The following is a 19,265-nucleotide window of genomic DNA, read 5'->3' on the forward strand; positions in this document are numbered from 1 at the left end:
TTTACGGGACCTGGAAGGCCATCACCCGGTGGCCTCCGGAGTCCACCACCCACACGTGCCCGTCGGGCCCGATGGCGATCCCCTGCGGGAGAAGGAACGAAGCGGCGTCGTCCCCATACTGGCCGAAGGCGAGAAGGGGCTGCCCCTGGGCATCGAAGACCAGGACCCGAAAGCCGGTGGGGTCGGTGATGAAGATCCGACCGCGGGCGTCCACCGCGACATCGGGCTTGGTGGTGGGGGACTGATCCAGCCACCCCATGATTTCCCATGACCGGACGGGCTTTCCTTCCGGTGTCAGGATCTGGATCCTCCGGTTCCACGTGTCGGCGATCACCAGATTGCCGTCCGGCAGGATGGCGATGCCCACCGGCTCGTCCAGCCGCCCGGGCTCGACGCCGGGCCCACCCCAGGCTGTTAGGAAGCGCCCCTCACGGTCGAAAACCTGGACGCGCTTGTTGCCGGTGTCTGTGACGTAGAGGCGATCGCCATAGACCTGAAGGCCCCGGGGCCCGAAGAAGGTGCCGGGCTGGTCCTGCGGATCCTCCACCCGAGCGAAGCCGCCCCATGCGCGGAGGAAGCGGCCGTCGGCGGTGAACTGCTGGACCCGATGGTTCCACAGGTCCGCCACATAAACCGTGCCATCGGGCCCCACGGCGATCCCCCAGGGCTCGTTGAACTGCCCGGCGCCCAGCGGCATCGGCCCCGGGCCGTCGGGATCGATACACCCCGGGGCCCCACTCTCATAAAGGGCGCAGAAGGAACCCCATGTCCGCAGGAGCCGGCCGTCCGGGGAGAAGACCTGCACCCGGTGGTTGCGTCCATCGGTCACATAAAGGGTCCCGTCCGGCCCAACGGCGATGCCGTGGGGCTCCTGAAAGCGCCCGGGCTCACTTCCGGGGCCTCCAAGGATCTGAACGGCGGTCAGGCTCCGGCTCACAGGGGCGTAAGGATCCGGTGGCGGCGTGGGCGCGGCGAGCGCCTGCTGGGGGCGCAGGGGCCAGGCCTTCGCCGCCACATCCTTCCGGATGAAGAGCTTGAAATCGTGGGCCAGCGGCCAGGCCTCGAGGGTGTGGATTTTCCCGGTGATCTGATCGTAGCGGGTGTAGTCCCGGCTCCAGAAGATGTCCCAGAGAGCCGCCCGCCGCGCCGGATCCAAAAGCCAGCGCTGGAGGCGCTCCCAGGTCAGCTCCCGGTAATCCTCCATCGGCCACCAGATCAGATGATATTGATAAGACTCGTGGGTGTTGCGGAGGGCGTTCTCCACCTTATACCAGTTGGCGCTGCCCACCAGGATCACCGGGGCCTCCAGGTCCTCGCGCCGCGGGTTCTCTCCGAAATAGCGCTGCTTCCAGTCCCGCAGATACCAAGTGAAGGGCCAGGAGCTGTCGTTGTCGTAAGCCACCGTCACGGCGTCCCGCCCGAGGGCACGAGCGATCTCCTCGATCCGGCGCATGGCGATCTTCACGCCAGGGGCGCCGTGGGCGTAGACCCCGTGCTCCAGGGCCAGGTCGTAGGTGATGAAGTTGAAGCGCCAGGCCACGTGAAGGGTGGCGAAGAGGAGAACGGCCAGGATCGCAAGGGTGAAGGATTGGAAGAGCCCGACGAGGCCGAGACGCGGGCCCAGGTAAACCCAGATCCCCACAACGGCTCCTATGCTGATCAGGGCTGCGATGACCTGGTTGGCTGCCCGGAGAGATTCCAGGGTCGGGGCCTGCATGGCCAGGCGGGCTTGAGGCCAGGCCGTCAGAAGACCCAGGAGGGCCGCCCCGAAGGGGAAGACCAGCAGGGCCGCGATGGCCCCACCACTCCGCCACCAACGCCTCCAGTCCAGAGCCCCTAGGATGTCGTTCAGGAAAGTTGCCGAGAGCAGGATCATCGGGACCGCGAGATGGACCGTGAGCCATGGCATCTTCTCCCCGGCCAGCGTGTAAGCAACCCATGAGAGGACCGTCCACGCCATTAGGAACCCGCGAAAAGCGCTGCCCAGGCGATCGGTGAGAGGCACATCGGCGATCCACCGCCCGAGGTAATAGCCGAGGGCCAGCAACGAGAGCAGGATCGGCATGAACTCATACATCGGGGCGATGACGAAGTAATAAAAGAGCGGCTGGCTTCCCCGCTGGACGCACTGTTGCGCCATCCAATAGCCCAGGGAGCCGATGTAGCCGGTGGCGATCCCGGCGCCGTTGGTAAAGAAAGTCGTGAACAGCGGGAGAGTGATCCCGAAGAAGATCCCCATGAGGATCGGCCAGCGCCCCGGATCCCAGGCCATCCCGAGGGCGGTGCTCAGGACCCCGAAGAGCAAGAAGAGGACAAGGACTCGAATCATCTCCCCGGTGATCCCGCTGAAAGAGCCGCTTTCGAAGATCGACACGGGGACGAAGACGCGGTCGAAGAGGAGCTGCGAAACAGGGTTCAGCCAGATCAGAGCGGCAGGGGAGAGCATCCACAGGCTCAGACCCCCGATGACGATCATCAGATTGAAGGTCGGCTGCTCTTGCAGGCGGGCGCGTCCCCATTCCGCCAGCCGCCACCCCAGGACCCCTATCCCGGCTAGAGCGGTCAACCCGCCAGCCAGAGCCAGCCGCTGGCCCCATTCGGAGATGGACTCCGGCTGACAGAGGAAGGCCATGGGGATCTTCGTCACGTTTTGCTCCAGCCCCCACAGCGCCAGCCCACCCCCGAGGAGAAGCAGCGCAGTCCCCCCTCCCAGTATCAGGCGGTCCTCCCCGGACCAGCGGGGATCCCGGAGGACAGCCGTGGTCCAGGCGAGGAAGAGCAGCAGGCCGAAGATGGCCAGGTAAATGAAGGCCGCCTCCATGGTGGTGTAGAAGAGGGCGATGATCGCCGCCAGGCCGTAGAGCCAGCGGTCCTGTCGGGTTTCCACATAAGCGAAGATCATCCAGACGGTGAGGACCGCCCACAGGGCCATCAGGCCCTCGTCGCGGATGTAGCGGCTGTGATACATCACCATGGGGGAGATCAGAAAGAAGAGGGAGGCGGCGAGGCTGCCCCAGCGGCCCAGCCAGCGGCGCATGAAGAGGGGCAGCATCACCAGGACGATCCCGGCCAGGGCCACGGGAAGGCGTCCGGTGAAATCGTCCGCCCCGAACAGAAGATAAGCGAGGGCGTCGAGATGGAACTTGAGGGGACCGTGCATAAGGGGAGTATGTTGAAAACCTTTGCCTTTAAAGAGCTCATAGGCGTAGTAGACGTGGAGGCTTTCGTCGTGGCTCATCACCCGCTCCCCCAGGCGCCAGAGGCGGGTGAAGACGGCGGCGGCCAGCAGCATCGCCCAGGCGAAGCGCTCCGCCGGTGTCAGATCCTCCCAGAGGGCCTGCCATCGGGATCGTGCAGGAACCCGGATCGTTGCCTCCATCGCTCCGCTCCGGCGAAGATGCCGGAGGCGGATTATAGCACACGCAAGGGCTTTTCGCGCCGGGCGCTGTATGGGCTGCCGCTTGAGAATCGGCCGCTATAAACCGAAGTCGAGGCTCAAGCCCCTCCTATGAGAGGTGACAGCCTGCGGAAGCGGCTTCAGCCGCGACTTCTACTGCGCCCGCGCCCAGAGGATCCAATACCGCGTGATCAGGCCCTCCGCTCCGCGGAGATCCATCACCGCCGGGAAGACGCGCCCCACCCAGCGCACCGGATCCAGACCCGGAGCCATCCCCTCCGGAGCGATCCAGAAATCCGCTTCGTCAGGATCCCGAAGGGTTTCCACCCAATGCAGGCGGAACTCCCGCAACGTCCACTCCCAGAAAGGCGCTTCCTCATCCGGGGCCACGATCCCCACTCGCAGCGCACCGTGCCCCCCGGGGCGCCATCGGGCCTCCTCCCGCAGTGTCTCCACCAAATCCCGCAAGGCCGGGGCGGCCATCTCCGCTTCGGACAGACCGGGTACCGGATCAGCACGACGGATCAGCGCAGCGCTCGTCGCCAGCTGGGCCAGGCCCGCTGTGAGGAGAACCGCTCCCAGGATCCCAACCCAGGCCGGGCTCCACAACTGAGCCCTCCCCCGCGGGCTTTCTTCCTCGGGATGCATCAGGCCCTCGACCAGGAAGAGGGCGAGGATCAGGACCCCGATCACGCCTCCTATGCTGAGCCAACGCATCCATGGATCCGGGGCCTCGACGTGCAGCACCATCCAAACCGTTCCGATCGCGATCCCCCCGATCCCGAAGCCGACGCTGGACACATCCGCCCGCAGGGCCGGCGCGAGGGCCTCCCATCCCCGCTGAACCGCCAGCCCGGCCAGCAACGTCCATGGCAGGAGCACCACGGCGTGCTCCGTGAAAGGAGCGCTGAACCGAGCAAGGCGCACCGCCGTCGCCAGCGCCGCGCTGACCCCCACCGCGATCCCCCGCCGATCCCCCATCCGTATGCTGAAAAAGGCGCCCGCCAGCCCAAGGAGCAGGAGGGGCGCTTCCAGGCGGACCAGGGCGGCCAGGGAGGCCCACCAGAGGGCGAGGCCCTCCGGGGAGAAGCCCCTCCACCAGGCCGGGAGCATCTCGATGGCCTCTCGGACACCGCTCCCCCGAATCCCTCCCCAAGTCCCAACAAAAAGAACGGTGGTGCCCAAAAGCCCCAAGGCCTTCCAGCGGGGAAAAGCGGGATCCGGAGGTTCCAGGGCGAGCGCGGGGAGAAGGGTTAGCACGCCGGTCCAGAAGGCCGGCCCTGCCGTCATCCCGATTCCCAGAGCCACGGCCGGACCGATCCAGCGGGCTGAACGGGAGATCCCCCCGAAGGCCAGGGCGGCGGCCAGCGTCGCAGCGGCGATGGCGTTGCCATCCGGGAAGCGAGCGGCCATCACGGCGGTGGGGGAAACGGCCCAAAGGATCGCCGCCCCGATCGCCGCTGCGCGTCCGACAGGGTATAGAAGGCCCCACAGGGCCAGGACCGTGAGGGCGCCGGCCAGGGCGCTCCCGGCGCGCATCCAGCCTTCATCGGGTCCAAAGAGGGCGAAGACCATTGTGTTCCATCCGGCGAGCAACGGACTGCCTCCAGAGGGCAACTCCCCGCCTCGCCAGGCCGCCCACGCTTGCGCTGCTTCCCTGGGCGACGCCGGCCGCGCCCCCAGGTCCCAGGCCCGCAGGGCCAGGGCCAGCCCGAAAAGCCCGAGGAGGATCCACCGGTCCTCGCTACGGCGCAACGGGTCCTTCATTCCCGCCTCCGGTAGATCACCGTCTCCCCATGGCGGAAAACCGGGTCCATCAGCAACTCGAACTTCCGCAAGACAGAAGGCGAAAACAACCTGCGCTCCGTCTGACCGACGATCACGTAGACGACGCGATATTTCTCCAGGAGCGCTCGGGTCTCTTCAAGGTCCGGGGATCGCCAGAGGATCCGGAGATCGGGCTCTCGACGGGCGATCTCGGCGTAGGATCCTCGCCACTGATGCTCGTGGCCACCCCAGCCCAGCACGGTGGGCAACCCGGTGTGCGCGGCGAAGCGCCCGATCTCCGGCTGGAACGAGATCCCTTCCCAGCCCGGCGCCTCCAGGATCACCGGCGTGCCCGGCACGTGGGCGTTCAGCCACTCGATCGCCGCCAGGTCATCCGGGGCCGATTGCGCGAGGTGAGCATAGCCGTCCAGCGTCGGCGGTCGGGAGAAGAACTCCGCTTTGACCGGGATCATCAGGATCGGATAGAGGGCGGCCAGGGCGATCATGCTGGCGAACCCGATCGCGAGGGCCGGGCCTGCGCGACCCCCTCGCTCCCAGAGCGCTCCCATCACCCAGGCCAGGGCCAGGCTCCACAGAACCCACACCTGATAGTAGAGCTTGAACACCGTGTTCATCCGGGTTCCGAAGAAATCCCGGATGTAAACGAACTCCACCGCCCAGGCCAGGGCGGCCCCAAAGACGATCAGCAGGGGGATGAAATCCTCGCCCTCCCGGTTCGCCCGCCGCCAGAGTTGTGCCGCCCCGATCGCCATCCCGGCCAAGAGCATCGGGACCCATGGCCCGCTCCCCGGCAACGATCGGCCGTCCACCGTCACCGTCCCATCCCACAAGCGCCCCCAGACCCACGGCTCCAGAGCGCTCAGGTCCACAGGAAGCGGAAGGTTCTGACGGGCCACGATCTCGCGCAACACGAAATACAGGCCGACCCACAGCGCCACCGGGATCCCTCCGAGGCCCAGCGCGCCGCTCAGCACGCCGGCGGCCCAGCGCCGAAGGCTTCCCTGCCTTTCCCGGGCTGCGCGCCACGCCTGCGCGAGCAGCCCGGCCACGATCCCAACGACCTGGAAGCCGAACATAACCATAAACTGAGGCAGCCGCGTGCCGTTATGGAAGTTGGGAAGCAAACCGCCCGCCTGGGATCGAAAGCCGAGGTAGAAAGGGAAATAGAAAGCCCATCCCAGCACGAGGATCCCGATCCCCAGGCCCGCGATCTCCCGAAGCCAAGCAAAGGGGGATCGCCCAGCGCGCCACGCCCCGAGCCCCCACGCCGCAAGCCCCAGCCCAGTGTAGATCGGGAAATCCCAGGTGTTCAGGAAGGCCAGCCCGCCGAACGCCACCGGCAGGATCCAGAAAGGCGGCCCGTGGGTCTCCAGAAAGCGAAGCAAGGGCTTGACCGGCCGGTCCGGCTGGAAGCCGGGGAACCTTTCCCCAGCCCGGAAAAGGGCCAGGGCAAGGGCAACGGCCATGAGGTTGAAGGGCAACGCCAGCACATGGGGATGGAGATCCCCAAGCAGGAAGCTGAACTGCGGGAATTCGTCGATGACCTCCTGGTGCTCGCCCTCCGGCGTGTAATCCCGCACCACCCGGGAGGCCCGCCACCAGACCCAGGGCCGCTCCAGGGGGGGCCAGCACGCCGGCCATGGACGAGCAGGAGGTGACGTGTTCAGCTCCGGGATGTCCAGCCAGGCCCAGAACCCGGGGTCCCGGATCCAGCCGCACGAATGGGCCAGATCCAGGATCGCCTCCCCGTTCCCCGCCAGGCCCACCCAGAAGGCCGCGAGGAGGGCAACCGCCCCCGCCATCCGCGGTCGGCCCGGCCGATAGAGTGCCCACAAGTTCCACCCCACGCCGGCGGCCGCCAGCAGCGTCAGGGCGAACCAGGAGGAGACCCCGAGGTTGAACGCGATGCGGGCCGGCAGGCCGGAGAGCTCGGTGAGAAGCCCCAGAAGGATGTAGCCGAAGTAGTAATAGCTGATGGCGAAGCCTGAGAGCCAGGGATCATGAGGAGGGAAACGCTCTGCCCGCACCACAGCGTTGAGAAAGGCTAGCTCCATCGGCTTCTCAGTGTAGGTGATCTCGGGATTGTAAGCCCGGAAGAGGGTCCAGCCGGCGAAGGCGAGGGCGAAAAGGAGTTCATAGAAGAGAACCTGACCCAGGCGCGTGCGAAGCCATCCCCACGGGGATTCTCCGGCGCGCCCGGCCAGCCAGAGGCCCAGGGCGAGGATCAGCCCCCCGACAGTCAGAGCGCCTCCAGCGGAGGGCGGCAGCAGCCCCAAGCTGCCGCCCCACCACCAGAGGAAGCCCATCAGCAGCAACCCCAGAGGCCGCGCGAAAGCCAGCCCGCGGTCCGGCAAGGGACGGAAAACAAGGAACGTGAGCGGCCAAGCCGCGAGGGCGATCAGGGTGAGCAGGAACCACCAGAGGAGCGCGGAGAACATAGCACGCGCCGGATCGGGCCCAGCCCGCACTCAACCCCCAGCGGGAGGCTCCGGGGGAACGTCTTCCGGATAGGTGTAGATCTCCATCCCCATCTGCCGGGCCAGATCGCGGGCCCGCGGATCCACCATAGGGGAGATAAGGATGCGCCGGGCGACCGGCAGGCCGGTGCGGCGGGCGTAGAACTCGGTTTTCCGCTGGAAGGCCGCCACATCACCCCGGCTGACCGAGGAGCGGATCTCAATCAGGATAGCCTTCCCGTCCCGGATCACCACATCGATCTCCACCTGGTCGGGGCGTCCGAAGACGTAGCCCTCCGGATCCATGGCGAGAAAGCGATCCACCTGCCAGCCCGCCTCCTGCAACAACGCGGCCATCCCATCTCGGAAGGCGGCCTCGCTGTGGAGGCCCCAACGAGCCCCGATGGCCCCAATCGTCGCTCCCAAGCGGCGGATCTCCTGGGAATGCCGATCCACAGCCGCCAGAAGCCGTTCAATCACCTGGGCATGGCGCTCCACCTTTTCCATCAGCTGTCGAATGACCTGCGAATGCTCCTCCAAACGCCGCGAATGCTCCTCCACCCGCTCCATCAGCTGTCGGATGATCTGCGAGTGCTCCTCTAAACGCCGCGAATGCTCCTCCGAACGAGCCACCAACACCCGGATCGCGTCCGAGTTCGCTCGGCTGGTCTCGATCAACTGCTGGACCGCTTGCGTCAGCCCAGTCAACATCTGTCGATCGGTCTCTCGTTGCTTTTCTGCCTCTTGACGGAAGCCCCGGAGCTCTGATAGCACCTCTTCCCACGGTCGCAGGACCTCGATGAGCGCCTCCCGGAGGACCTGACGGATCTCCGGGTCCTCCCGCAGCCACTGCGGCAAGGCCTGCCGCACCGCCTCCTTCAGGTTCTCCACGGCCATCCGCTCTCCCTCCCAGATGGAGGACTCCCTCGCCTATTCTACATCGGAGTTCGAAGGGACGTGTTAAGCGAAAAGACGAAGAAGCCGGGACCACGCGTGGTCCCGGCTCCATCCGGATCGCGCGAAGCGGATCCTCAGCCGATGAGCGCCGCCCGCAGCCCTTCCATTCGGGCTCGCACGCTGCCGTCCACCACTCGATCGCCCACCCGAAGGATCAAGCCCCCCAGGATGGTGGGATCCACGCGGAAGACGATCTCTCCGAGGGAATCCAGGCGGGCGGCGAGCTCCTGACGGATACGCGCCTTCTCTTCCTCCTGGAGGGGGAGAGCGCTGATCACTTCCACCCGCTCCCCCTTCAGACCCCGGAGCTCGTCTAAGGCTTTAGGGGGGATCGCGGTAAAGAACTCCTGGATCAGGCGTCGGTGTCGGGATTCATCCAAAGCGTCCCCCACCACGCGATGGGCCGCCGCCAGGGCCAGGGCGGCGATCTGGTTGCGCAGCTCCCCCAGAACGCGCTCCCGCTCCCGTTCGGCCTCCTCCCGGGCCACTTCAAGGATGCGCTGAGCTTCCACTCGCGCTTCGGAGAGGATCTGGGCGCGCTGCTGCTCCGCCTGACGCACGGCCTCGGCGACGATCCGCTGGCGCTCGGCCAGGGCCTCCTCCAGGATGCGCTGGCGCTCGGCCTGCATGCTCGCCCGCAGCTGCTCCGCCGCCTTAGCATCCTCCAGTCCCTTCTCGATCAGCGCCCGTCGCTCCTCCAGGGCCTTGAGCACCCGGGGGAAGACAAAACGGGATAGCAGAAACCAGATCACCAGGAAGTTGAGGATCTGGGCGATCAGATAGATCGGGTTGATCCCAAGGGCCTCCAACGCCAGCCTCCCGGATCTCGAGGTTCAGGTGCTCGACTACGCGACGAACTTCAGGAGCAGCGCCACGACCAGCGCGTAGATGGCAATGGCCTCAGCGAACGCAATGGCCAAAATCATATTGAGCTGGATCTGCGGGGTCGCTTCGGGGTTACGCCCGATCGCCTGCAAAGCCCCGCTGGCCAGAAGCCCAATGCCGATCCCGGGGCCCAACGCCCCCAGGCCGATCGCCAGACCGGCTCCCAGCACGCTCAACGCCTGTGGCGAAAGGATCTCCTGCGCCAGAATCAACCCCAACATCTTGGATCCTCCTTATAAGAGATTTTTGGATTGCGACAATCCGGCACGCGCCGGCACCGAACAGGCCGGCTCCGGATCCTTCGCTTCGCTCAGTGATGACTCTCCGAATGCTCCTCCCCATGCCCGGCTGTCGCCAGGGCGATAAAGACCAGGGTGAGCATCATGAAGATGAAGGCCTGGATCAACCCCACGAAGATCTCCAGGCCGTAGAAGACCGCCGGGATCAGAAGGGGGAGCAGGAAGATCATGATCCCCAGCAACACATGGCCGGCGAAGATGTTCCCAAACAATCGGAAGGAGAAGGAGACAATCTTGGCCACCTCGCTGATCAGCTCCAGAAGACTCACGAAGAACTCGATGATCCCCATGAAGCCACGGCGGAGTGCCTTCACGTTGAAGAACTTCCAGAAATAGCCCGGTCCCAGGGCCCGCACTCCCCACACCTGCACCATGAAGACCGCCACCAGGGCAAGCCCGATGGTGAAGTTCAGATCGGTGCTCAAGGCCCGGAGATAGGGAACCAGGACGAAGCCGGCCCCGTGGGCTTCCCCGGCTTTCGCGCTTCCCTCCCCGTGCCCTTCACCCTCCCCATGCGCACCCGCCTTCGGACCGGAGGCTTCCGCAGGAGCCGCCGCCGGCTCCGCTGTCAGCAAGGTGATCGGACCCCAATGGAGAACTGCATAGCCTGGCTCCGGGCCGTGGGCAGGCTCCACCTTCCCGATGGAATCGAAGCCGGGGATTAAGCCCAGCCAGTTCGCCGCCAGCACCATCAGGAAGATCGAAGCCACCAGGGGGAAGACATGGCGCGCCCGAGGGCCCAGGACCACCTTGGCCAGGTTCTCATACAGGGCCTCCACGAGGAACTCGAAGAGGTTGACCAGGATCCCCAGGCCGCGCACCGGTGGCGGGAGCGGACCTGCCCGCCGGGCTGCCAGGAAACCCAGCCCCAGGACCACCAGGTCCACCAGAACCATGGCCACCATGGTGTTGGTGAGCGGGGCGCCGAAGAACAGAGGGCCAGTCAGCGGCTCCGGCTTCACCAGGATCACCGGGAGCACGGTCTTGATCGGCTTGCCCGCCACGGAGAGCCCCTGCCCCAGGGTGCCGAAAAACAACGAGGTCCCCAGCACGAAGCCCAGGATCAGGGGGACCACCACCAGCCTCTGGAAATAACGGATCACCCGGGTATCCCGCAGCCCCCACAGGGCCAGGGCGATCACAAAAGCATCCACCACCAGAAACCCGATCAGCCCGCCCGCCGAGGGGAAGGAGATCGCGCCCAGCCCGCCGATGAGCGCCCGCAGGCTTCCCAACAACCAGAAGGAAGCCTGTCCTCCCACCCCGCACGAGAGCAAGGCGATCAGCCCCAGCAACGCATAAGGACCCATCCGTCGGATCAACTTCCCCATTGCGGCGCCTCACCCTCCCGGATTGGTTGATCGATTCATCGGCCTGGAGCCTCGCCGGGCTTTATCCAGCCGCCTTCCCAGGATCGTCCGGCTCATCTTCCTGCCGGAGCCCGGCGGGGCCGGGGCCTCGCCTCCCGGGTTGCATTCCCTCCATCCGGAATCGGGAGGCTGCGGTCATCGCCGTGCGGACCATCACCACCAAGCCCAGAGTCGCGCCGGCGATCATGCAAGCCGCCGTCAGCACCGGCCGGGTCCCCAGCCGCAGATCCAGCCACAGCCCACACAGCATCGCCCCCACCACAAACACCACGGGGATGAACCCGATCTGGGAGAGCGCCCCCGCCAGCGCTAAGTTCCAGGCCCGGATCCACCATCGTCCAGGGGATTTCATCGAAACTGCTTGTCTGAAGGTTTCTCGGCTCCGGCTTCGCGCCTGTTGAGCCACACGACCATAATGATACCGGTCTGCCCGTATGTCGACAAGGCCCCTCCCCGAAAATTCGCACTCACCGGCCGGTTTTAATCCGGCTCAGAGGGCTTGGGCGGCCATTTGCGCCAGCTGGTAAAGCGGGTAGACCAGCACCGTGAGCAACAGCACTCCTGCCACAGTGAACCACAAAGTGAAACGGGCCGGGCGGGAGATCCAAACGGGTTTCCCTTCCTCGGGCGATCGGTCCACATACATCGCTCGAGCCACCATGATGTAGTAATAAAACGCCACCATGGCGTTCAGCACCCCGGCGATGGCCAGCCAGAGCAATCCGCTCTCGATGGCCGCGGCGAACACGAACAGCTTAGCGAAGAAGCCAACCAGCGGAGGGATTCCCCCCAGGGAGAGGAGGGCAGCCAGCATCGCCAGGGCCAGGCCGGGGGAACGTCGGGACAGCCCCGCCAGGTCCCGGATCTCCTCGCTTCCCGTCACGTTGGTCATGATCACCGCAACGGCGAAGGCAGCGATGTTGGTCAGGGTATAGATCCCCAGGTAGAAGATCGAGGCGGCGATCCCCAGGGGGCTGGCCGCTGCCACCCCGATCAGGATGTAACCGGCCTGGGCGATGCTCGAGTAGGCCAGCAACCGCTTGAGGTTGCGCTGGGGGATCGCCAGGAGGTTCCCCACGGTCATGGTGACGAAGGCCAAGGCCGAGATCAGGGCGACCCAATTCCCCTGCACCGTGGGGAAGGCCTCGATCATCGCCCGGATGAGCACGGCGAACCCGGCCGCCTTGGAAGCCACCGAGATGAAGGCGGTGATCGGGGTCGGCGCCCCCTCATAGACATCCGGGGTCCAGAAATGGAAGGGCACGGCGGAGACCTTGAAGCCGAATCCTACCAGCACCAGCAGGAGGGCCGCCATCACCGCCGGAGAAGGCAGCGCGCCCAGGGCCTGGGCGATGCGGGCGTAGGCGATCTCCCCGGTGAAGCCATACAGAAGGGCCAGGCCATACAGCATGATCGTGGAGCTGAAGACCCCGAACAGGAAATACTTCAGCCCCGCCTCCGCGGAACGCGGGGTGTCCCGCAGATATCCCGCCAGCAGATACAGGGCGATCCCCACCGTCTCCAGGGCCAGATACAACGTCACCAAGTTGACCGCTGCCCCCATCAGGCCCATCCCCAGGATCGAGAGGAGCAGGAGGGTGTAATACTCGCCGCTCTGGCGCAGGGGGCGGAAATCCATAGAGATCGCCACCGTGAGGATCCCTGCGAGCAGGAAGATCAGGCGGAACAACATCGCCGCAAGATCCGCTCGCACGGATCCACCGAACGCTTCATAGGGGGCCGCCATCCCTCCGGCCAGCTGCGCCGCCTGGACCGCTGTCACCCCCAGGGCCACGGCCAGCCCCCCGATGGCCCAGTAGCCCAGCTCCCGCTTGCGTCCCTCTGGCAACCAGGCGTCCGCGGCCATGGTCACGACCGCCGCGACCACCAGCACGATCTCCGGCAGGACCGACCAGAGATGCGCCCACCAGGACAGCTCGCTCATCCACGCCTCCTCTGGATCAGTGGATCTCAACGAAGGGAGGCCAGCATCGCCCCGTGCAGCAGCGCCGCGATCGGCTCCACGCCCATCTGGATCAGGTCGGTCATCACCCGCGGGAACACCCCGATCAGGACGAACCAGACCGCCAGCGTGACGATGGCCACCTTATCCAGGACGGTCACGTCCCCCACATGGGGGTAGCGCTCCCGGTTCAACTCCCCAAAGAACGTGGCCTGGAGCGCCCGCAGGATATAGGCCGCCGAGAGGGCAATGCTGGGCGCGGCGAGGATCGCCACCCAAGGATACCACCAGGCGGTGTCCCGGGCCGCCCAGATCCCTGCGAAGACCTGAAACTCCGCGATGAACCCAGAGAAGCCCGGCATCCCCATCGCCACCAGGCCGCCCAGGACGAAGCCGAGGGTCGCCATCGGCATCGCCCGGGCGAACCCACCCAAGTGGGCCAGATAACGCGTGTGCGCCCGATCGTAAACCATCCCCACCACGGCGAAGAGGATGGCGGCCATCACCCCGTGGGAGAACATCTGCAGCACCGCCCCTGTCAGCCCGGTGACGTTCATCGCCGCGAACCCGATGGTCACAAAGGCCATATGCCCGATGCTGGAGAAGGCAATCACATATTTGAGATCCTCCTGCACCAGGGAGATAGCCGCCGAATAGAGGGCGGCGACCACCGCCAGGAAGACCACAACCGGCAGCCAGTAGACCGCCCCGCCCGGCAGCAACTCGATCCCCACCCGCAGGGCGCTGTAGGCCCCCACCTTCATCACCACCCCGGCCAGGAACATCGAGCCCGCCGTAGGGGCCGCCGAGTGTCCATCCGGCACCCAGTTATGGAACGGCCACAGGCCGGCAGTGACTGCGAAGCCCAGGAAGACGGGGAGGAACCAGAGGTAATCAAAGCGCACCGTCTGGCCGAAGACCTCCACCGGCCGCGCGAAGGCCCCTCGAGCCGCCAGCTCGCGCAACACATCCATATCGAACGTGCGCACCGGGGACACAAAATACAGGGCCAGGGCGCCCACCAGGGCGATAATGGACCCCACCAGCGTGTAAAGCACCAGCTTCATCGCCGCGTATTCCTTGCGGGTGGAGCCCCAGATGGCAATCAGGAAGTATTTGGGGAAGATGGCGATCTCATAGAAGAAGAACAGCAACACCAAGTTGCGGGCCACGAAGACCCCCATGATGCCGCTGGCCAGAAGCAACATAAAGGCGAACAGCTCGTGGGGGCGGTCCTCGATGTTCCACGAGACCAGCACGCCGGTGAAGAGGACCAGGGCGGAGAGCAACACCAGCGGCAGACTGACGCCATCCACCCCTACATAGTAATGAATCCCCAGCTGAGGCAACCAGGAGATCCGCTCCACGAACTGATAGCCGCCGGCCGAGCGGTCATAGGCGACGAAGGCCCACAGGGCCAGCAGCAACGTGAAGCCGGAGACCGTGGCCGCAAAGACCCGCGCCGCCTCCTTCTGATGGCGCGGGATGAGCAATAGGAGGAGCGCCCCCACCAGGGGCGTGAAGACAATGAAGCTGAGAATAGGAAGCGTCACCGCCGGGATCGTCATCCTTCACGCTCCATGAACGAGAGTAAATCATTTAAATCCGCAAAAGGAGTTCGGTAACGAGCGCAAACAACCATACAACGTAGAATATCATTTGCCTCAGATACGGACAGAAACCCTCGACGGACAAGACTTGCTAAGATCCCCAAGGTTCCTGATATTTGCACTTTCATCTGTGTAGCATGGAGTCTCGCAGCTCGATCATCTGTTAACAACATCCACCCCCTTACAGCCGCAATCGCGATAGATACTGCTTCCCCGAAATGCGGCTTGTTGGGAAGTTTTGCGAGCAGTTCGACCTCTCTGGGATCTTCTAAAAAGACAATTTTAAGCCAGCCATCTGGATGAAGCGGATAAGTGACCTTTTCGACGGATCTCAGAAATTCATAACCGTCTTCCACGCCCTTTCGGATTTCTTCGAAAACTGGATATGCGATATATATCTCATTCCACAATAACGGGAGAAGGTCCAGACGCTGCGCGGCGGCGAAATTTGATAAGACTGTTGTATCAACTATTGCCGACATTCAGGAAGTCCTCCAACGCTCGGATCTCGGCCAAAGCTTCCGTGCGATCTGCAGGTCCTAAGCGCAGGGGTACACCGTAGCGCTCTAGGATTTCCTTCATGCTCTCCACGCTTACCCTGGCGATCGCAGCCGCTTGAGCCAAGGTCAGCTCGGGATCCGTTCGATAGCGATGCACCGCCAAGGCCACTCGTAGGTGTGGGCGATCCTGAAGCAGAAGGCGCAACGCCTCCTCCATCACCTCCTCTTCGCTCTTATATAGGCCTGCTTCTACCAAGTCACGGATCCGGATCTCCATAAAGCGCCTCCTTCATCCGAACAGCCCACGCAGGGCTGCGTCCAGGGTGGGCACGATCCAGGCCGGCCACAGGCCGGTGAGCAACATGAAGGCCATCAGCGGCGCCACGGCGAGCAGTTCCCGCCCGCCCATGTCCGGCAACCGGGCCCACTGAGGGTTCAGCGGTCCATGCAACACCTTCTGAATGGCCTTCGTAATGAACGCGCCTGTGATGAGTAACCCAAGCATGGAGATGGCCGTGAGGGCGGTGAACACTGGCCAGGCCCCCTGCACCACCATATACTCCGCCACGAAGCCCGCCAGGCCCGGCAGCCCCACCGAGGCCATTGCGCAGTAGATCAGCACCCCACCGTAGCGGGGCATCCGCGCCCATAGCCCGCCATAAGCCTCCAGATCCCGGGTGTGCGTGCGATCGTACACCACTCCCACCAGGGCGAACATCGCCGCTGAGGAGAGGCCGTGGGCGAACAGCTGCAGCGCCGCCCCGTTCACCGCCATCAACGCATGATCCCGCACCGCCGGGTTGCCCAGGGCATAGCCGGCCACGGCGATCCCCAGCACCACGAAGCCCATGTGGTTCACCGAAGAATACGCCACCAGCCGCTTAAAGTCCCGCTGGCCCAGCGCCGCGTAAGAGCCCAGGACGATGGCCGCGGTGGCCAGGAGGGCCAGGGCAACGGCGAACCGGGCGGATTCGGCTGGAAACAACGGGAAGACGATGCGCAGGAAGCCATAGGCCCCCAGCTTCAGAAGGATCCCCGCCAGGATCATCGAGCCCGCCGTGGGCGCCTCGGTATGGGCGTCCGGCAACCAGGTGTGGAAGGGCCAGACCGGCACCTTAATGGCGAAAGCGATCACGAAGGCCCAGAACACAATGGCCTTCACCACCTCCATCGGAACCCCTGCCAGGGTCCCCTGGAGGGCCGGCCAGTGCCGGCTGATCTCCAGCAAATCGAAAGTCCCACCCTGCGTTCCCCCCAGGGCCGCCCAGATCAGCTGGATCCCCAGCAGAAGGCCCAGGGATCCCGCCATCGTGTAGAGGATGAACTTCAGGGCCGCGTAATGCCGCCGCTCCGGCGCCCCCCAGTTGTTGATCAGGAAATACATGGGCACCAGGCCCAGCTCCCAGAACAAGAAGAAGAGCACCAGATCCAGGCTGACGAACACCCCCAAGATCCCCGTCTCCAGGGCCAGGAAGAGGGCGAAATACGTCCGGGGATCCTGAGTGATGTTAAAGGAGACCAGGACCCCCAGGGGCGTGAGCAGCGCCGTCAGGAAGATCAGCATCACGCTCAGGCCGTCCACCCCGAGGAAGTAGCTGGCGTTCACCTGGGGGAACCAGACCGCCCGTTCCACGAACTGGAAGCCCGGGCGGCTCCGGTCGAAGTTCAACCACAGCCAGATGGAGAGGGCCAGCGGGATCAGGCTGAAGGCCAGCGCCAAGCCGCGCTGCAGCCGGACGCTGTCCCGCGGCGTCAGCGCGATGAACCCCGCCCCCAGCAACGGGATGAACGTGATCAAAGTGAGGATCGGGATCGGCTGCCCGAAGAGCGTCATCGCCGGCTTCCCCCTTCCGCCTTCAGGATCACAGGCACGACTTCAGAACCCTCGCAGCATGGGCGCCACCGTGTACAGCACGATGAAGCCCAGAACCCCCAGCACCACCACCAGCAGATAGTTCTGGACCAGGCCGGTCTGCAGGGCCCGCAGCTCCCGGCCGGCGGCCTTCACCGCCTCCCCGATCCCATCGCCGATGCCGTTGACCACGACCCGATCGAAGAGGCGCAAGGCGCCCCCCATCGACCAGACCGCATCGGCGACGCCGTGGAGGAACCCATCGATCACCACCCGATCCACAAAGAACGCCACGGCCCGCTCGGCCAGCCACAGGGTCGGCTGGACAAAGACACGATGGTAGAGATCGTCGATATACCAGCGGTTCCGAAGGAAGGTGTGGATAGGGCCCAGGCGAACCAGAGGATCCGGCTCGCCTGCCGCCAGGGGCCGACGGGCGTAGACCAGCCCGCCCAGAGCCAGCCCACTCAGCGCGATGAGAGAAGAGAGCACGACCGGGACGGCGTTGAAGGGCGGGGCCTTGGGGTGCTCGAGGAGGGTGCCGCCCACGAACTCATGGAACCAGTTCCGCCCGAACAGCGCGCCCAGGACCGGGAACCCCTCCGGCACCCCCACGTAGCCTCCCAAGACCGCGAAGAGAGCGAGGATGATCAACGGCATGGTCATGGAAGCCGGGCTCTCTGCCGCGTGAGCGGCGGCTGGGGACCGAGGCTCCCCGAGGAAGGTCAGGGCGATCTGGCGCATCGTGTAGAAGCCGGTGAGGACGGCGGCCGTTGCCAGCAACAGGAAAACCAACAGCGGCAGGAGCTCCCCTTTCTCGAAAGCCCCGTGGAAGGCCTCTCCCAGGATCTCATCCTTGCTCCAGAAACCGGCCGTGATCAGCGGGAAGCCCGCCAGGGCCAGCCCGCCGGCCAGGAAGGTCCAGAAGGTCACCGGCATCCGCCGGGCCAACCCGCCCATCTGCAGCATATCGTTGGGATCGAAGGGCTCCTCATGGCCATGGCCGTGACCGGCGTGATGGTGCCCGTGCTCCATGGCATGGATGACCGAGCCGGAGCCCAAGAAGAGCAGCGCCTTGAAGAAAGCGTGGGTGATCAGATGGAAGGCCGCGGCGACGTAAGCGCCAATTCCCACCGCAGCCAGCATGTAGCCCAGCTGGGAGATGGTGGAATAAGCCAGCACCCGCTTGATGTCGTTCTGGGCCACGCCCATCGTGGCCGCCATGAAGGCCGTGAAGGCGCCGATCAGGGCCACAACCCAGAAGGCGGTCTCCCCGCCCAGGCCGTGCTGACCCGCCTGAAGCAACGGGAACATCCGGATGGTGGTGTAGACGCCGGCCGAGACCATGGTCGCGGCGTGGATCATCGCGCTGACCGGCGTGGGACCCTCCATCGCGTCCGGCAACCACACGTGCAGCGGGAACTGGGCGCTCTTGCCCACCGTGCCGGCGAACAGCAGCAGCGAGGCCAGGGCTGCCACCGAGAGGCCCGCTACATAAGAGGGCGTCTCCGCCAGCGTCTTCAGCGTCTCGGGATTGCGTAGGATGTCGTGGAAGTTCAGGGTGCCGGTCTGAGCGTAGAGGTAGGCGATGCCCAGGAGCATCAGCACATCGCCCACCCGGGTGGTCATGAAGGCCTTCACGGCGGCGCGGTAGGCCGAGGGCTTGCGATACCAGAAACCGATGAGGGCGTAGGAGCAGAAGCCCATCACCTCCCAGCCGATGAACAGCATCAAGAGGTTATCCGCCACCACCAGCAGCAACATCGCCGCCTCGAACAAAGAGAGCAGCGCGAAGAAGCGACTGTAGTGGGGATCCCCCGCCATGTAGCCCACGCTATAGATGAAGATCATCAACGAGACCAGGGGGACCATGAAGAGCATCACCGCCCCCAGGGGATCCACCAGCACCCCGAACTCCAAGGGTCGCGCCCCCACCGGCAACCAGGGGATGCGGGCGGCGATGGGGTGCTCCCCCAGGTGCTCGATCCGGAGGGCGCTCCAGAACACCACCTGGGAGAGGACGAAAGAGATCGTCACCGAGCCGATGGCCAGGGTGTGGCTGAGGCGCTTCCAGCGGTTTGCAAAGAGTGAAATCAGGCCGAAGGCGATGAACGGCGGCCACGGGATCAGGGCCGTCAACAACGCCAGGATCGTCCCCTGGTTCTCCATTCTCCTCCACCTCGAGAGA

The 19,265-nt window shown here is 65.2% G+C and carries 14 protein-coding genes; all 14 read right to left on the reverse strand.

The window, feature by feature from the left end; genetic code table 11:
• Window position 1: 1 nt before the first annotated feature.
• The 14 genes from CFB18_RS01895 to nuoL all read right to left on the reverse strand — a co-directional run bounded on the left by CFB18_RS01895 (window position 2) and on the right by nuoL (window position 19,246).
• Window positions 2–3,379 (reverse strand): flippase activity-associated protein Agl23, encoded by a 3,378-nt coding sequence (locus CFB18_RS01895; RefSeq protein ID WP_088570106.1) that lies wholly within the window; start codon window positions 3,377–3,379, stop codon window positions 2–4.
• Between the two features lie 171 nt (window positions 3,380–3,550).
• Entirely contained in the window at window positions 3,551–5,164 is a 1,614-nt protein-coding gene (locus tag CFB18_RS01900) for a hypothetical protein (protein WP_088570107.1), read from the reverse strand.
• On the reverse strand, window positions 5,161–7,623 hold the full coding sequence (locus CFB18_RS01905; protein WP_088570108.1) for a DUF2298 domain-containing protein: 2,463 nt from the start codon (window positions 7,621–7,623) through the stop codon (window positions 5,161–5,163). Before CFB18_RS01905 ends, CFB18_RS01900 begins: the two co-directional genes overlap by 4 nt.
• Before the next feature lie 30 nt (window positions 7,624–7,653).
• Window positions 7,654–8,538 (reverse strand): PD-(D/E)XK nuclease family protein, encoded by an 885-nt coding sequence (locus tag CFB18_RS01910; protein ID WP_088570109.1) that lies wholly within the window; start codon window positions 8,536–8,538, stop codon window positions 7,654–7,656.
• A gap of 134 nt (window positions 8,539–8,672) precedes the next feature.
• Complete coding sequence (atpF, locus tag CFB18_RS01915) at window positions 8,673–9,407, reverse strand: F0F1 ATP synthase subunit B (protein WP_088570110.1); 735 nt, start codon at window positions 9,405–9,407, stop codon at window positions 8,673–8,675.
• A gap of 36 nt (window positions 9,408–9,443) precedes the next feature.
• Window positions 9,444–9,704, reverse strand: coding sequence for an ATP synthase F0 subunit C (atpE, locus tag CFB18_RS01920; protein ID WP_088570111.1), 261 nt, complete (start codon window positions 9,702–9,704; stop codon window positions 9,444–9,446).
• Between the two features lie 89 nt (window positions 9,705–9,793).
• A complete protein-coding gene (locus CFB18_RS01925) occupies window positions 9,794–11,113 on the reverse strand; it encodes a F0F1 ATP synthase subunit A (RefSeq protein WP_088570112.1) in 1,320 nt (439 codons plus the stop codon).
• Between the two features lie 61 nt (window positions 11,114–11,174).
• Window positions 11,175–11,504: an AtpZ/AtpI family protein gene (locus CFB18_RS01930; RefSeq protein ID WP_088570113.1), complete on the reverse strand. Its 330-nt coding sequence runs from the start codon at window positions 11,502–11,504 to the stop codon at window positions 11,175–11,177.
• A gap of 138 nt (window positions 11,505–11,642) precedes the next feature.
• Window positions 11,643–13,097, reverse strand: a complete 1,455-nt coding sequence (locus tag CFB18_RS01935) for an NADH-quinone oxidoreductase subunit N (RefSeq protein ID WP_088570114.1) — start codon at window positions 13,095–13,097, stop codon at window positions 11,643–11,645.
• A 26-nt stretch (window positions 13,098–13,123) separates the two neighbouring features.
• On the reverse strand, window positions 13,124–14,683 hold the full coding sequence (locus tag CFB18_RS01940; protein WP_088570115.1) for a complex I subunit 4 family protein: 1,560 nt from the start codon (window positions 14,681–14,683) through the stop codon (window positions 13,124–13,126).
• Window positions 14,680–15,207, reverse strand: coding sequence for a PIN domain-containing protein (locus CFB18_RS14855; protein ID WP_143597479.1), 528 nt, complete (start codon window positions 15,205–15,207; stop codon window positions 14,680–14,682). The genes CFB18_RS01940 and CFB18_RS14855 overlap by 4 nt, the downstream gene beginning before the upstream one ends.
• Window positions 15,191–15,502 (reverse strand): DUF7317 family protein, encoded by a 312-nt coding sequence (locus CFB18_RS01945; RefSeq protein ID WP_088570116.1) that lies wholly within the window; start codon window positions 15,500–15,502, stop codon window positions 15,191–15,193. The genes CFB18_RS14855 and CFB18_RS01945 overlap by 17 nt, the downstream gene beginning before the upstream one ends.
• Before the next feature lie 12 nt (window positions 15,503–15,514).
• Window positions 15,515–17,059 (reverse strand): complex I subunit 4 family protein, encoded by a 1,545-nt coding sequence (locus tag CFB18_RS01950; protein ID WP_088570117.1) that lies wholly within the window; start codon window positions 17,057–17,059, stop codon window positions 15,515–15,517.
• A 42-nt stretch (window positions 17,060–17,101) separates the two neighbouring features.
• Entirely contained in the window at window positions 17,102–19,246 is a 2,145-nt protein-coding gene (gene nuoL, locus CFB18_RS01955) for an NADH-quinone oxidoreductase subunit L (RefSeq protein WP_088570118.1), read from the reverse strand.
• Between the last annotated feature and the right edge of the window lie 19 nt (window positions 19,247–19,265).

Source organism: Thermoflexus hugenholtzii JAD2 (genome assembly GCF_900187885.1).
Taxonomy (GTDB): domain Bacteria; phylum Chloroflexota; class Anaerolineae; order Thermoflexales; family Thermoflexaceae; genus Thermoflexus; species Thermoflexus hugenholtzii.

Bases quoted from the DNA above. Each gene is read 5' to 3' on its own strand.
- CFB18_RS01895 (WP_088570106.1), bottom strand. From the start codon at position 3,379: ATGGAGGCAACGATCCGGGTTCCTGCACGATCCCGATGGCAGGCCCTC.
- CFB18_RS01950 (WP_088570117.1), bottom strand. From the start codon at position 17,059: ATGACGCTCTTCGGGCAGCCGATCCCGATCCTCACTTTGATCACGTTC.
- CFB18_RS01905 (WP_088570108.1), bottom strand. From the start codon at position 7,623: ATGTTCTCCGCGCTCCTCTGGTGGTTCCTGCTCACCCTGATCGCCCTC.
- CFB18_RS01925 (WP_088570112.1), bottom strand. From the start codon at position 11,113: ATGGGGAAGTTGATCCGACGGATGGGTCCTTATGCGTTGCTGGGGCTG.
- CFB18_RS01935 (WP_088570114.1), bottom strand. From the start codon at position 13,097: ATGAGCGAGCTGTCCTGGTGGGCGCATCTCTGGTCGGTCCTGCCGGAG.
- CFB18_RS14855 (WP_143597479.1), bottom strand. From the start codon at position 15,207: ATGTCGGCAATAGTTGATACAACAGTCTTATCAAATTTCGCCGCCGCG.
- CFB18_RS01940 (WP_088570115.1), bottom strand. From the start codon at position 14,683: ATGACGATCCCGGCGGTGACGCTTCCTATTCTCAGCTTCATTGTCTTC.
- CFB18_RS01945 (WP_088570116.1), bottom strand. From the start codon at position 15,502: ATGGAGATCCGGATCCGTGACTTGGTAGAAGCAGGCCTATATAAGAGC.
- CFB18_RS01910 (WP_088570109.1), bottom strand. From the start codon at position 8,538: ATGGCCGTGGAGAACCTGAAGGAGGCGGTGCGGCAGGCCTTGCCGCAG.
- CFB18_RS01900 (WP_088570107.1), bottom strand. From the start codon at position 5,164: ATGAAGGACCCGTTGCGCCGTAGCGAGGACCGGTGGATCCTCCTCGGG.
- atpE (WP_088570111.1), bottom strand. From the start codon at position 9,704: ATGTTGGGGTTGATTCTGGCGCAGGAGATCCTTTCGCCACAGGCGTTG.
- nuoL (WP_088570118.1), bottom strand. From the start codon at position 19,246: ATGGAGAACCAGGGGACGATCCTGGCGTTGTTGACGGCCCTGATCCCG.
- CFB18_RS01930 (WP_088570113.1), bottom strand. From the start codon at position 11,504: ATGAAATCCCCTGGACGATGGTGGATCCGGGCCTGGAACTTAGCGCTG.